Annotated in this window: 13 protein-coding genes; 5 read left to right on the top strand and 8 right to left on the bottom strand. The window is 73.0% G+C overall.

Annotation, left to right across the window (positions count from 1 at the left end; translation table 11 throughout):
• Positions 1-213: 213 nt before the first annotated feature.
• The 3 genes from FHX73_RS12830 to FHX73_RS12820 form a co-directional block, all read right to left on the bottom strand.
• Positions 214-2,637 carry a protease pro-enzyme activation domain-containing protein gene (locus FHX73_RS12830; protein ID WP_170304903.1) on the bottom strand — a complete coding sequence of 808 codons (2,424 nt, stop codon included), beginning with the start codon at positions 2,635-2,637 and terminating at the stop codon, positions 214-216.
• A 242-nt stretch (positions 2,638-2,879) separates the two neighbouring features.
• Positions 2,880-3,143 carry a hypothetical protein gene (locus tag FHX73_RS12825; protein WP_145905135.1) on the bottom strand — a complete coding sequence of 88 codons (264 nt, stop codon included), beginning with the start codon at positions 3,141-3,143 and terminating at the stop codon, positions 2,880-2,882.
• Between the two features lie 100 nt (positions 3,144-3,243).
• Positions 3,244-4,761 carry an FAD-dependent monooxygenase gene (locus FHX73_RS12820; protein WP_145905134.1) on the bottom strand — a complete coding sequence of 506 codons (1,518 nt, stop codon included), beginning with the start codon at positions 4,759-4,761 and terminating at the stop codon, positions 3,244-3,246.
• Between the two features lie 99 nt (positions 4,762-4,860).
• On the opposite strand from FHX73_RS12820, the gene FHX73_RS12815 reads away from it, so the two are divergent.
• Positions 4,861-6,051, top strand: coding sequence for a bifunctional glycosyltransferase family 2/GtrA family protein (locus tag FHX73_RS12815; protein WP_145905133.1), 1,191 nt, complete (start codon positions 4,861-4,863; stop codon positions 6,049-6,051).
• Between the two features lie 7 nt (positions 6,052-6,058).
• On the opposite strand, the gene FHX73_RS47165 is transcribed toward FHX73_RS12815, so the two are convergent.
• Positions 6,059-6,439, bottom strand: a complete 381-nt coding sequence (locus FHX73_RS47165) for a nuclear transport factor 2 family protein (protein WP_145905132.1) — start codon at positions 6,437-6,439, stop codon at positions 6,059-6,061.
• A gap of 109 nt (positions 6,440-6,548) precedes the next feature.
• On the opposite strand from FHX73_RS47165, the gene FHX73_RS12805 reads away from it, so the two are divergent.
• A complete protein-coding gene (locus FHX73_RS12805) occupies positions 6,549-7,382 on the top strand; it encodes a MerR family transcriptional regulator (protein ID WP_145905131.1) in 834 nt (277 codons plus the stop codon).
• Here FHX73_RS12805 and FHX73_RS12800 read toward each other — a convergent pair.
• A complete protein-coding gene (locus FHX73_RS12800) occupies positions 7,365-7,892 on the bottom strand; it encodes a PadR family transcriptional regulator (RefSeq protein WP_145905130.1) in 528 nt (175 codons plus the stop codon). The two genes, FHX73_RS12805 and FHX73_RS12800, sit on opposite strands and share 18 nt — an antisense overlap.
• Before the next feature lie 103 nt (positions 7,893-7,995).
• Between FHX73_RS12800 and FHX73_RS12795 the strand changes: the two genes are divergently transcribed.
• The gene (locus FHX73_RS12795; RefSeq protein WP_145905129.1) at positions 7,996-8,772 is read left to right on the top strand and encodes an alpha/beta fold hydrolase; all 777 of its coding nucleotides are present in this window, start codon (positions 7,996-7,998) and stop codon (positions 8,770-8,772) included.
• 37 nt (positions 8,773-8,809) lie between these two features.
• Here FHX73_RS12795 and FHX73_RS12790 read toward each other — a convergent pair whose 3' ends face one another.
• Both FHX73_RS12790 and paaN read right to left on the bottom strand, forming a co-directional pair.
• The gene (locus FHX73_RS12790) at positions 8,810-9,268 is read right to left on the bottom strand and encodes a nuclear transport factor 2 family protein (RefSeq protein ID WP_145905128.1); all 459 of its coding nucleotides are present in this window, start codon (positions 9,266-9,268) and stop codon (positions 8,810-8,812) included.
• A 127-nt stretch (positions 9,269-9,395) separates the two neighbouring features.
• The gene (paaN, locus tag FHX73_RS12785; RefSeq protein ID WP_145905127.1) at positions 9,396-11,078 is read right to left on the bottom strand and encodes a phenylacetic acid degradation protein PaaN; all 1,683 of its coding nucleotides are present in this window, start codon (positions 11,076-11,078) and stop codon (positions 9,396-9,398) included.
• 115 nt (positions 11,079-11,193) lie between these two features.
• Here paaN and FHX73_RS12780 point away from each other — a divergent pair, with 115 nt between their 5' ends.
• Positions 11,194-11,778 carry a TetR/AcrR family transcriptional regulator gene (locus tag FHX73_RS12780; protein WP_145905126.1) on the top strand — a complete coding sequence of 195 codons (585 nt, stop codon included), beginning with the start codon at positions 11,194-11,196 and terminating at the stop codon, positions 11,776-11,778.
• A 4-nt stretch (positions 11,779-11,782) separates the two neighbouring features.
• Here the strand turns inward: FHX73_RS12780 and FHX73_RS12775 are convergent, their stop codons facing one another.
• A complete protein-coding gene (locus FHX73_RS12775; RefSeq protein WP_145905125.1) occupies positions 11,783-12,322 on the bottom strand; it encodes an Lrp/AsnC family transcriptional regulator in 540 nt (179 codons plus the stop codon).
• 172 nt (positions 12,323-12,494) lie between these two features.
• Here FHX73_RS12775 and pdhA point away from each other — a divergent pair, with 172 nt between their 5' ends.
• A complete protein-coding gene (gene pdhA / locus FHX73_RS12770) occupies positions 12,495-13,628 on the top strand; it encodes a pyruvate dehydrogenase (acetyl-transferring) E1 component subunit alpha (RefSeq protein WP_145905124.1) in 1,134 nt (377 codons plus the stop codon).
• The last annotated feature ends 4 nt before the right edge of the window (positions 13,629-13,632 follow it).

Genomic DNA, 13,632 nt, shown 5'->3' with positions numbered 1-13,632 from the left:
CAGGCACCAGAGGCTACGTCATCTGTCGTGCCCTATGACAGTGGTCACGACAAATTACTTTCACGCCGTGTCGCGGATCTGCGAATCCGTGAAACATGAATGCAACAAATCCCGCCGGGGACGGGGGTGACCCGTTCCCGGCGGGATCCTGGTGGTGCCCCGGTGGGCCGCCGAAATGGTGTCGGCGGGCCACCGGGCGATGACTCGGCGTTGTCAGCCGACGTTCAGGTTCGCGTCGTCGATGACGAAGCTGGTCTGGCCGGTGCCGTCCTCGGTGCCGGTGAAGGTCAGGGTGACGGTCTGTCCGGCGTAGGCCGACAGGTCGACGGTGCGCTGGGTGTAGCCGTTGCCGGCGTCCAGGTTGGACCAGGTGTTCAGCTGGGTGCCGTTGGCGTCGAGCACCAGGGTGTCGTGCGCGGTGCCGTCGTTCTGGTTGGTGTCGATGTGCAGCCAGAAGGACAGGGTGGCCTTGCAGCCGGTCGGGATCGTCACGGTCTGGGCGAGCGTGTCGGTGTGCGCCGAGTTGTAACCGTCCAGCCAGGCGTCGTAGTTGCCGGAGTGGGCGGGCTCGGACGTCGTGTCACCGTTGACCACGCCGGAGCTGGTGGTCCACGGGTCGGCGGCGCCGGTCTCGAAGCCGCCGTTGCCGAGCAGCTGGGCCGGGGTGCAGGCGGACTGCGCGGCGATGGTGAAGGTGAACACCGCGGAGCCGGTGGCGCCGGTCGAGTCGGTCGCGGTGACCGTCACGTCGGTGGTGCCGGCGGTGGTCGGGGTGCCGGTGATCAGGCCCGAGGAGCTGATCGACAGGCCGGCCGGCAGGCCGGTGGCCGAGTAGGTCAGGGTCTGGCCGGCGGCCGAGTCGGTGCCGTTGACCTGCACCGAGAGGGCGCTGCCGACGGTGCCGCTCTGGTTGCCGGGGCCGGTCACCGTGACGGTGTTGCCGGTGTTGCCGCCCGAGCCGCCGCCGAGCAGCGCGGTGGTCAGCGCGTCCGCGACCGGGGAGCCCCAGCCGGTCACCTGGTCGTAGCCGGCGCCGGCCGGGAAGTCCTGGTTGGAACCGGTGGTGACGTCGTGGAAGGTGCTGCCGTAGGCCGAGGAGTTGGCCACCGCGTAGAGCGCCGGGTTGGCCTGGCCGAGGTTGGCCTTGCCGGCCGACTTGGCCTTCTCGTTGAACAGCGCGGTGTAGCCGGACCAGAGCGGGGCAGCCGCGCTGGTGCCGCCGTAGACCTGCCAGCCCGGGCCGGAGGTGCCCTGGGTGTAGATCGCGAAGCCGCTCTGCGGGTCGGCGTTGGAGGCGACGTCCGGCACGGTGCGCATGGTGCCGGTGACGTTGGTGCCGGTCTGCCAGGACGGCTTGCCGAACTGGGTGGAGACGCCGCCGCCGGCGGTGCTCCAGGCGCTCTCCGAGCCGTAGGAGTTGCCGTTGACCTGGAGGTTGGTGCCGCCGACGCCGGTCACGTACGGGTCGGAGGCCGGGTAGTCCACGGCCTTGACGTTGGCGCCGCTGGTGGAGCGGGTGCAGTCGCGCGAGCCGTCGTCGCCGGAGGCCGAGTAGGCCGAGATGCCCTCGGCGGCGGCCTGCTTCATGGAGTTGTCGACCGCGGTCATCACCGAGGTGGTGGTGTCCGGCTCGCAGGAGCCCCAGGAGATCGAGATGACCGAGACCTGGTCGTCCGCCACGATCTTGGCGGCCATGTCGATCTCGCCCTGGTCGTTGTTGGGGGCTTCGTAGACCAGCTGGGTGGCCTGCGGGGCGACGCCGCGCACGATCTCCGAGTCCAGCTCGACCTCGCCCTGGCCGTCGCCCGGCTTGCTGTCGTAGTTGGCGCCGTCCACCGAGACGGTGGAGACGGCCGGGCCGGTCAGGCCGTACTGCTTGTCGTAGGTGGTGAGGTTCGAGGCGCTGTAGCCGTCGAACTCCCAGAGCGCGACCTTGACGCCGGAGCCCTTGCCGCCGACCTTGTCCAGGTTGTAGGCGCCGTCGTACTGGCCCGGGCCGACGCCGCTCGGGGTGGCGGCCGGGGTGGAGCCGTTCGGCTTGGCCAGGCTCGGGGTGCGCACGGTGTGGTCGGAGAGGCCGCCCACGCCGGCGACCACGGCGGCGACGTCGGCCGGCAGGGTGGCCGCGCCGTCGTTGGCGAAGAACTTCTTCTGCTGCGAGGCGTCGAAGTAGGCGCTCTCGTGGGTGCCGAAGGCGGCGGAGATCTGCGCCGAGGTGCCCTTGACGTCCACCACCTGGCGGTTGGCGCTGACCGAGGCGGTCAGGCCGTGCGAGGTCAGGTAGGCGACCACCTTGGCGGTGTCGGCCTGCGAGGGCGCGTACCGGTCGGCGAACTGCTGGGGGGTCAGGTAGTGGCCGTACTGCGGCGACTTGGGGTCGGAGACCTTCGCCAGGAAGGCGTCCAGGTCGGCGGCGTTGCGCAGCTTGAGCGAGACCGCGACCGAGAGCTGCTGGTCGGCGGGGACGTCGCCCTGCTTCTGCGAGTGCGCGACGGCGGGCGTCACGGTGTTCGACAGGATCACCCGCGGGGTCGCGGCGTTGGGGGTGGCGGCCTGGGCGCTCTGGATGCCGAGTGAGGCGACCGAGAGCGGGAGCAGGGCTATGGCGGCTGCGAGCGCGAGCGGGCGGGGACGCACGGGGGCTCCTCCTCTGACCGGCGTGCAGAGCCGGCGGGGCAGTCGGGGCAGTCGAACTGAGTGGGGGTCGAAACGCTGCGCAGAAACATTCCAGAAGTTCCCTGTGAATTGATCAAAGTCCAGGCAATGAAAAACCAAATAACAGTCAAGTGTGAAAGTGCGTCAATTCAACGGAATGAAGCAACTTCCATACACTGTATGGAAATGGTCCAGACAAATCGGGGTCGCCGCGGCGGCCCCGGTCATTCGTCCACGTCCGCTGCCGCGGCGACCGGGCAGCCGGCCCCCGCGGTGGGGAAGGTGCCGAGCCGGGAGATCCGGAATCCGGCCGGGTAGCTGCGGATCTCCGGGTTCGGCCGGGGCTGGTGCGCCAGCTCGCGCGGGGACGGCGCGCAGACCAACTGGGCGCGCAGCCGCAGCGCGTTGGCGGCCGGCGAGACGGTGCGCGCAGCCGGCTCCGGGTGGCGGAAGGCGCGCCGCAGCGGCTCGGCCGGCAGGGCGATCACGGTGTCGCGCAGCGGCCGGCGCAGCGGGGCCGGGTATCAGGAAACCATCAGGTTCAGGGTCGCGTCCGGGACCCGCCGGCCGCGTTGAGCGAAGGTCAGGTCACGCTGCGTCAGTTTCGCCCAGCCAGTGGGCCAGCGCCCGGCGCAGCTCGGCCCGGCTCGGGTCGGCCGCCGCCCAGGCGGCGTACCCGTCGGGGCGGACCAGCAGCACGGTGGCCCGCAGCTTGCCGTGCCGGTCGGCCGGGGCGGCGTGCACCAGCCGGTCCTCCCAGGGCGCGGTGACCTCCGGCTGCTGGGCGGTGAAGACCGTGCCCGGGCCCCGCTCGTCGGCGTTGACCAGGACGAACCGGCCCGCCCGCAGCGCCTCGTAGAGCCGGGCCGGGGCCTGCGGGGAGTCCTGGGCCAGGCGCAGGTCGGGCACCCGCTTGCCGGCCAGCGGGTGCGCGCCGCGCTCGGCCGGGTACTGGATGCCGATCCCGGAGACGGTGCGGGCGCCCCGGACGGCCAGCGGGTTGACCACCCCGCCCAGCCCGCCGACCACCGAGCGCAGCGCCCGCAGCCCGCTGGACTGGGCGAGCGCCATCCGGATCAGCCCGCCGGAGGCGCGCACCACCTGCCTGCCGACCGGGTGCCGCTCGTCCTGGTAGCTGTCCAGCAGGCTGTCCGGGCTGTGCCCGTTGACCACCGAGGCGAGCTTCCAGCCCAGGTTGGCCGCGTCCTGCAGCCCGGTGTTCATGCCCATGCCGCCGGCCGGCGAGTGGCAGTGCGCGGCGTCGCCGGCCAGCAGCACCCGGTCGGCCCGGTAGCGCGGGGCGATCCGCTCGTCGCAGTGCAACCGGGAGACCCAGCGGACCTCGCGCACGCCCAGGTCGGTGCCGAGCGCGCGGCTCGCCGTCTCGGTCAGCTGCTCGATCTCCACCGGTTCGCCGTCCGGGAGTTGGCGGTTGCGGTCCCAGGCCATCAGCCGGTACCAGCCGTCCCCGAACGGGGCGACCAGGGCGAAGCCGTCGGCGCTGGCACCGGTGCTGATCGCCCCGGCGGGCTCGTCCGCGAGGCGCACGTCGGCCAGCTCCATCGAGGAGACCACCGACTCGCCGGGGAACGGGATGCCGGCCAGTTCGCGCACCGTGCTGTGCACGCCGTCGGTGCCGACCACGTAGCCGGCCCGGTGGTCGGCGGTGCCGTCCGGGGTCTCGACGGTGAGCAGCACGCCGTCCGCGTCCTGCCGCAGGCCGGTCACCCGGTGGCCCCGGCGGATCACCGCGCCGGCCTTCAGGGCCCGTTCGTGGAGCAGCCGTTCGGTGTTCGACTGGGGGGTGATCAGGACGAACGGGAAGCGGGTGGGCAGCTCCGACATGTCCACCTGCAAGGAGCCGAAGGCGCGCAGGCCGGCGATGGTGCGGCCGGTGGCGATCAGCTCGTCGGCCAGGCCCCGGGCGTCCAGCTGCTCCAGGGTGCGGGCGTGCACCCCGAAGGCCCGGGTCAGGTTGGACTCCTCGCTGCGCTGCTCCAGCACGGTCACCGCGACCCCGGCCGCGGCCAGGTCGCCGGCCAGCAGCAGACCGGTGGGGCCGGCCCCTACCACGATCACCTCGGACTGAGTTACCGTACCGGCCATGCCATCTCCAAGGGTCGCGGTGGGCAGCTGCGGTGGCTTCTCAGCCCCATCTCAGCTTCCCATCATGGCGGGCCCATCAGGCGCTGTGAATCTCCAGTCATGACGGACTCCGAGCTGCTCCTGGACCCGACCGGTCTGACGATCGTTCAGACGGTCGAGGTGGTCGTGCCGGTCCACAACGAGGAGCGCGTGCTGGCCCGCAGCGTGCGCCGCCTGCACGGCTACCTGGAGCAGACCTTCCCGTACCCGTTCCGGATCACCATCGCCGACAACGCCAGCACCGACCGCACCTGGGAGGTGGCCCGCGGGCTCGCCGAGGAGCTGTCCGGGGTGACGGCGGTGCACCTGGAGCTCAAGGGCCGCGGCCGGGCGCTGCGCCGGGTCTGGAGCGAGAGCTCGGCGGACGTGGTGGCCTACATGGACGTGGACCTCTCCACCGGCCTGGACGCCTTCCTGCCGCTGGTCGCCCCGCTGCTCACCGGCCACAGCGACCTGGCGATCGGCACCCGGCTGCACCGCGGCTCGGCGGTGGTGCGCGGGGCCAAGCGCGAGCTGGTCTCGCGCGGCTACAACGCCCTGCTGCGCACCACCATGGCGGCCTCCTTCAGCGACGCCCAGTGCGGGTTCAAGGCGGTCCGCACCGAGCTGGTCCGGCCGCTGCTGGCCGAGGTCGAGGACGAGGCCTGGTTCTTCGACACCGAACTGCTGCTGCTGGCCGAACGGGCCGGGCTGCGGATCCACGAGGTGCCGGTGGACTGGGTCGACGACCCGGACAGCCGGGTGGACGTGCTGCGCACCGCGCTGGACGACCTGCGGGGGATGGCCCGGATGGCCCGGGCCTCGTTCCGCCGCCGCCCCGCACTGCCGGGCCGGCCGCGGCCCGGCGCGCCGGGGCGGGGCCTGGTCCGGCAGTTGGCCAGCTTCGCCGTGATCGGCTTCGTCGGCACCGTGTCCTACCTGCTGCTCTACCTCTGGCTGCGCGGGGCGATGCCCGCGCTGGCCGCCAACTTCCTGGCCCAGGCGGTGACCGCGGTGGCCAGCACCACCCTCAACCGCCGCTTCACCTTCGGCGTGCGCGGCGGGCAGGACGCGCTGCGCCACCAGCTCCAGGGCGGGGCCGCGTTCGTGATCGGCGTGGTGCTGAGCAGCGGGGCGATCGGGCTGCTCGCCGCGACCGAGCCGCACGCCTCGCACGGCGTCGAGCTGGCCACCCTGGTGGTGGCCAACGCCTGCGCGACGGCGGCGCGGTTCACGCTGATGCGGTTGTGGGTGTTCCGGCCGGCACGCTGACGGACCGTCAACCCACCTGCAGGTCCTGGACCGTCAGGTGGTGGTCGCGGCGGATCCGGCCGTCCTCGGCGAGCAGCAGGAAGACCCGGGCGGCCCAGAGCCGCTCGCCGGCCTGCTCCAGCTGGATGGTGAAGGCGGCGCAGTCGTGGTGGGCGCGGGCGTCGTCGGCGGCGGTCACCGCCCAGCCGCGCTCGGCGCAGAAGGCATGCTGGGCCTCGGCGACCCGCCCGGTGAGCGCCGAGTGGCCGGCGAACTCGGCCTCCTCGGTGAGCTGCACCGCGTCGGGGGCCCAGAGTTCGGCGACGGCGGCGGCCCGGCGGGCGGCGTCCGGCTCGGCCCAGACGGCCAGGTAGCGGGTGACGAGGTCGGTCAGGGTGGTGGTGTTCACGGTGTTCTCCGTTTCCCGGTGGGTTGGTGCGTCCAGCCTCCGCAGTGCGGCCGGGGCAGGGTCAACGGCCGCCGGGCCACCGCACTCTCCCCCCGGGGGAGACCGCAGAATGAGCGGCATGCTGCTGCCGATCGGTGACTTCGCCCGGGCCACCCTGCTGACCGTCAAGACGCTGCGCCACTACCACCAGGCCGGACTGCTGGAGCCGGCCGACATCGACCCGCGCACCGGCTACCGGCGCTACACCGCCGAGCAGATCCCGGCGGCCCAGGTGATCCGGCGGCTGCGCGACCTGGGGATGCCGCTGGAGCAGGTGCGGGGAGTGCTGACTGCGCCCGGGCCGAACGCCAGGGCCGACCTGCTCGCCAATCACCTGGCCCGGCTGGAGGGCGAGTTGGACCGCACCCGACTGGCCGTCACGGCGCTGCGGGACCTGCTGGACGGCCCGCCGCAGGGGGAGGTGGAGGTGCGCGGCGTGCCGGCGACCAGGGCGCTGGCGATCCGCGAGGTGGTGGACGCGAGTGGGGCCGGGCTCTGGCTGCAGGGCGCGCTGGGCGAGTTGTACGCGGTGCTGGAGGCGCAGGGCGCCGCCGCGGACGGTCCGCCCGGCGGGGTCTACGCCGACGAGGTCTTCACCCACCACCGCGGGGAGGCCACGGTGTACCTGCCGTGTCCGGCGGGTCTGCGGCCGGCCGGGCGGGTGGTCGAAACGGTGCTGCCCGCCGTCGAGTTGGCGGTGATCACGCACGCCGGGCCGCCGGAGGAGAACGACCGGGCCTACGGCATGCTGGCCGCCCACGTCGCCCGGCACGCGCTGGCGGTGGCCGGGCCGGTGCGCGAGCACTACCTGGTGGGGCGGCGGGAGACGGCGGACCGCTCGCGCTGGCGGACCGAGATCGGCTGGCCGGTCTTCGCCACCGGGCGGTCACCGCGCGTCGAGTGACTCCAGGGTGTCGGCCAGCCAGGCGAGTTCGGTCTCGCTGGTGGCCCGGGCGATGAGCAGCACGCCGCGGCGGAACGGGTCGTCCAACTCCTCGGCGCCGAGCGGGCGCTCGCCCTGGTGGAAGAAGCTGCTGGGCTCGCTGAGGAAGGCCAGCCGGCGGCGCAGCACGGCGGCCTGCTCGGCGGGGGCGGTGAGGTGGCGCAGGAAGGCGAGCACGGTGAACCAGTGGTTCTCGTCGGTGAGCGCCGTGCCCTCGGCCTCGCGCAGCCGGCGGCGCAGTTCGGCGCGGCCCGGCTCGGTGAGGGTGAGCACGTGGCGGGGGGCCGCGCGGGTGCCGGGCTCGGTCTGCCGGCCCAGCCAGCCGGCCTGTTCCAGGCGCTTGATCGCCGGGTAGAGCGTGCCGTCGGAGATCGGGCGGACGTGCCCGGTGAGCTGCGCGACCCGGCGGCGCAGCTCGTAGCCGTGCAGCGGCTGGTCGTACAGGTATCCGAGGATCGCCAACTCCAACATGGAGAGCAGTATGCCTCACCCTCGCTATACCTCGATATCGATGTATAGTCCTCGCGATGTATGACCGCATCGAGACGCATGACCGCATCGAGGAGGGGACGACATGCGCGACGCCCAGGTGACGCCCGGGGGAGACCGGATCCGCTGGATCGACATCCCGGGGGACGCGGGGCGGCCCGCCCGGGTCTACCTGCACGGACTCGGCGCGAGCGCCGGCCCGTACTTCACCGCGGCGGCGGTCCACCCGCTGCTCGCCGGGCCGCGCTCGCTGCTGCTGGACCTGCTCGGCTTCGGCATCAGCGACCGCCCGACCGACTTCGGCTACACGCTGGAGGACCACGCGGACGCGGTGGCCACGGCGCTGCGGGCGGCGGACGTCGGCCCGGTCGACCTGGTGGGGCACAGCATGGGCGGGGCGGTGGCCATCGTGCTCGCCGCCCGGCACCCGGAGCTGGTGGCCCGGCTGGTGCTGGTGGACGCCAACCTGGACCCGGTCCCGCTCGACCCGCCCCGCCCCGGCTCCAGCGGCATCGCCGCCCACACCGAGGAGGAGTTCCTGGCCGGCGGCTGGCGCACGGTCCGCGACCGGGTCGGCCCGCACTGGTGGTCCACCATGCGGCTGGCCGGCCGCGCGGCGCTGCACCGCACCGCCGTGCACCTGGCCCGCGGCACCACCCCGACCATGCGCGAGCTGCTGCTCGACCTCCCGGTCCCCCGCCACTACCTGCGCCCGGCCGCCGACGGCCCGCTGCCCGGGGAGCCGGAGCTGCTGGCGGCCGGCGTCGCCGTGGTGCCGGTGCCGGACTGCGGCCACAACATCATGCTGGACAACCCGCAGGCCTTCGCCGAGGCCACCGCCCGGGCGCTGCGGGTAAGTTGACGGCGGACCGGTGCGCGGGCGGCCGCGCTGGCCGGGATCAGTCGAGGGTGTGGGTGCGGACCGCCGCGTCGCCCCGGGTGCGGGTGGCGTTGAAGGTGAGCCCGGTGGCCAGCCAGCCGTCGGCGGTGCGGGTGAAGGGGATCTCGTAGGTGCCCCACACCTCCCAGACGGCGCCGCCGAGTTCGGCGTCCAGCGCGTTGTAGGCGTAGCCCTTGACGTGCACGTGGGCGGTGTCGCCGTCGACGGTGACCCGGTGGTGGGCGGCCAGGTGGAAGCTCTCCTTGCGGGCGTGCAGGCCGACCCGCCAGCCGCCCACCAGCTGGACGTTGGTGATCTCGGCGGGCTCGCCGCCGGCCAGGCTGGTGAAGTCGGCGTGCAGCTTCGGGGTGAAGAGCCGCTCCGCGGCGTCCCAGTCCTTGGCGTCGACCGTGTCGAAGATGGCGGTCACCGCGTCGACCAGGGCGGCGCGGTCGATCAGACGGTCCAGCTCGCTCATCAGAATTCCTCTGTTTGACGGGTTGGTTGCTGATCTTTTTTTATCTCATGACGGACCGTCAGACGTGCAGCGCCCCGGGCGGCGGTTGGTGGTCAGCCGTCCCGGGGCGCCGGTTCGTGGGGGATGATCAGGCGGGGCGGCGGACCTCGACGGTGCGGAACCGGTTGGCCACGAAGGCCGCGTCGGTGTAGGCGGAGTTGGCGGCCCGGTTGGCGCCGGTGCCGTGCAGGTCGGAGAAGGCGGCGGTCTGGTTGGGGTAGACCCCGCCGGTCAGGTTGAGCGAGAGGCAGACGCCGGTGTCCAGGCAGGCCTCGACCAGCGCGTGCTCCACGGCGGGCGAGGTGGTGTAGCCGGTGGCGGTCATCGCGCCGTGCTCGGTGACGGTCTGCCGGAGCAGGTCGATCGCGTCGGTGGTGGACTCGGTGGCCACCGCGAAGTAGATCGGGCCGAAGCACTCGGTGAGGAAGTGCGAGCGGTCGTCCGGCTTGTGCGCCTCGACCTTGACCAGCGCCGGGGTGCGCACGGTGGCGCCCGGGAAGTCGGGGTGCTCGATCACCCGGGGGGCCAGTGCCAGGTCGCCGTACTCGCCGCCGGCCGCCGCCGCGCTGCGCTGCAGCACCGCCGGGTTGACCACGGCGCCGAGGATCGCGGTGGCCCGGGCGTCGTCGCCGAGCAGGCCCTCGATGGCGCGGGCCAGGTCGGCCACCACCTCGTCGTAGCTCTTCGGGCCCTGGTCGGTCTCGATGCCGGCCCGCGGGATCAGCAGGTTCTGCGGGGTGGTGCACATCTGGCCGGTGTAGAGCGAGAGCGCGAAGGCCAGGTTGTTGAGCATGCCCTTGTAGTCACCGGTGGAGTCGATGACCACGGTGTTGACGCCGGCCTTCTCGGTGTAGACCAGGGCCTGCTCGGCGTTCTTCTCCAGCCAGTCGCCGAACTCGGTGGAGCCGGTGTAGTCGATGATCCGCACGTCCGGGTGGAGCGCCAGGGTCTTGGCGACGCCCTGGCCGTCCCGCTCGGCGGCCAGCGTGACCACGTTGGGGTCGAAGCCGGCCTCGGCCAGCACCTCGCGGGCGATCCGCACGGTGAGCGCCAGCGGCAGCACGGCGCGCGGGTGCGGCTTGACCACGACGGGGTTGCCGGTGGCCAGCGAGGCGAACAGGCCCGGGTAGCCGTTCCAGGTCGGGAAGGTGTTGCAGCCGATCACCACCGCGGTGCCGCGCGGCACGGTGACGAAGTCCTTGGTCAGGACGAGCGGGTCGCGCTTGCCCTGCGGCTTGGTCCAGGTCGCCCGGGCGGGCAGCTTGGCCTGCTCGGCGTAGGCGTAGGCGACGGCCTCCAGGCCGCGGTCCTGGGCGTGCGGCCCGCCGGCCTGGAAGGCCATCGCGTAGGCCTGGCCGGTGGTGTGCATGACGGCCTGGGCCATCTCGTGCGAGCGGGCGTTGATCCGGGCCAGGATCTCCAGGCAGACGGCGGCGCGGGCGGCCGGGCTGGCGGCGGCCCAGTCGGCCTTGGCCGCGGCGGCCGCGGTGAGCAGCGCGTCGGTCTCGGCGACCGGGTAGGCGATGCCCAGCTCGATGCCGTAGGGGGAGGCCTCGGTGCCGGTGGTCTCACCGGTCCCGGGGTGGCCGGGCAGCGTGAAGACGGTGCCGAGCAGCGCGTCGAAGGCGGCCTTGCCGTCCGCGGGGGCGCTCTCGCCGTAGGCCTTGGCGATCTCCGGGTACGGAGTCCAGTAGTCGCGTTCGGCGAGCGCCGTCAGCGCCCGGGTGAGGGTCTCCTGGTGACGGGCGATCAGGTCGTCGACGGGGGCCATGCGGCGCTCCTCGGAGGGCGGGAAGAGGCTGACGCTCCTCAGCGTAACCGAACGATCGGTCGGGACAACAGCCCCCGCGCCGTCCGGCTGTCCCCGGGGCGTGGATACTCGGAGCATGGCCGAGATTCCCACCCGCACCACGTACACCGTCGACTCGCTGCTGGCGGTGACCGTGCAGGTCTTCAACGCGCGTGGGTACGACGGGACCTCGATGGAGGACCTGTCCCGGGCGGCCGGCATCTCCAAGTCCTCGATCTACCACCACGTGCGCGGCAAGGAGGAGTTGCTCCGGCTCGCGGTCGGCCGCGCGCTGGACGGCCTGTTCGGCATCCTGGAGGAGCCGGAGGCGAGCAGCGGCCGCCCGGTGGACCGGCTGGAGCACGTGGTGCGCCGCACCGCCGAGGTGCTGCTCGCCGAACTTCCGTACGTGACCCTGCTGCTGCGGGTGCGCGGGAACACCGGGACCGAGCAGTGGGCGCTGGAGCGCCGGCGGGACTTCGACCACCGGGTCGCGGAACTGCTGCGCGAGGCGGTGGCGGCCGGTGAGCTGCGGGCCGACGTGGAGCCCAGGCTGGCCACCCGGCTGCTCTTCGGCATGATCAACTCGATCGTCGAGTGGTACCGCCCGGACCACGGGCAGACCGACGAGATCCCGGACGCGGTGGTCCGGCTGGCCTTCGACGGCCTGCGGGCGGTCTGACGTCCTAGAACGGCGGGACCCGGTCGGTCTCCTCGAAGACCAGCAGGGTCTGGGTGGAGAGCACCTCGGGGATCGACTGGACGCTGCCGAGCACCAGCTCGCGCAGCGCCCGGTTGTCGGCGGTGTGCACCAGCATCAGCACGTCGAACTCGCCGCCGACCAGCGCGATGTGCGCCACCCCCGGCAGGTCGAGCAGCTGCTCGCGCACCGTCCGCCAGGAGTTCTGGACGATCTTCAGGGTCACGTAGGCGCAGGCGCTCTGCCCGGCCCGTTCGTGGTCGACCCGGGCGGTGAAGCCGCGGATCACCCCGTCCTCCATCATCCGGGCGATCCGCGCGTAGGCGTTCGCCCGGGAGACGTGCACCCGCTCGGCGACCGAGCGGATCGAGGCCCGCCCGTCCTGCTGGAGCAGGCGCAGGATCGAGCGGTCGACCCGGTCCAGCCCGCGGTCCGTCGCCAGCCGGTCCCCCGCCGTCAGCTGCCCGGGCAGCCCGGGTCTGCTCGCGCCGTTGCCACCCGGTCCGACCATTTGTTCAGCCACCATGTCCCCCAAGCCTCCGAGAATGGACGTGCTGCGTTCAGCAGACTGCCGTGGCGGCCGATTGTCCAGCACCTGTGTTGCGCTGTGGCCACAATGAAAAGACAACCGAACAATCGGTTGGGAGGCAATCCCCCGCTGCGTTCCCGCTGCCCTCCCCACCCCTTGGAGGTGCCCGATGACCGTTCTCGATCACCGGCCGACCGATCCGGTACCCGGCTGGCTGCCCGGTGCCACGGCACCGCGGACCGATCCCGCACCTCTGCTGCCCGACGCCGCGCCGGTGCGCGTGCTCGGTGCCGCCGACCTCGCCAAGTACGACCCGGCGCTGCTGCTCGACCTGTACCGCCGCCTGGTCGCCGGCCGCCGCTACAACCAGCAGGCGACCACGCTGACCAAGCAGGGCCGGCTCGCCGTCTACCCGTCCTCCACCGGCCAGGAGGCCTGCCAGGTGGCCGCCGCCACCGTGCTGGCCGAGGACGACTGGCTCTTCCCGAGCTACCGCGACACCCTCGCGGTGGTCGGCCGCGGAGTGGACCCGCTGGAGGCGCTCACCCTGCTGCGCGGCAACGCGCACACCGGCTACGACCCCAAGGCCACCCGCACCGCCCCGCTCTGCACCCCGTTGGCCACCCAGGCCCCGCACGCCGTGGGCCTGGCGCACGCCGCCCGGCTGGCCGGCGACCCGACCGTGGCGCTGGCGCTGCTCGGCGACGGCGGCACCAGCGAGGGCGACTTCCACGAGGCGCTGAACTTCGCCGCCGTGCTGAACGCCCCGGTGGTCTTCCTGGTGCAGAACAACGGCTACGCGATCTCGGTGCCGCTGACCCAGCAGTCCGCCGCGCCGACCCTGGCCCACAAGGCGGTCGGCTACGGCATGCGCGGGCGGCTGGTGGACGGCAACGACGTGGTCGCCGTGCACGAGGTGCTCGCCGAGGCGGTGGACCGGGCCCGGGCCGGCGGCGGCCCGACCCTGGTGGAGGCGCTCACCTACCGGCTGGAGGCGCACACCAACGCCGACGACGCCACCCGCTACCGGCAGGACGCCGAGGTGACGGCCTGGCAGGAGCACGACCCGCTGCTGCTGATGGAGCGTCAGCTGCGCGCCGCGGGGCTGCTGGACGACGCCGCGGTGGCCCGCGCCACCGAGGAGGCCGAGGCGCTGGCCGCCCGGATGCGCACCGAGTTCCACGCCGAGCCGCAGCTCGACCCGTTCTCGCTGTTCCAGCACGTCTACGCCGAGCCGACCAGTCAACTACTCGAACAGCAGGCGCAGTTGGCCGCCGAGCTGGCAGCGGAGGACGAGCGGTGAGTAC

The organism is Kitasatospora viridis, assembly GCF_007829815.1.
Classification (GTDB): domain Bacteria; phylum Actinomycetota; class Actinomycetes; order Streptomycetales; family Streptomycetaceae; genus Kitasatospora; species Kitasatospora viridis.
This window is presented reverse-complemented; position numbering and strand designations above follow the sequence as displayed.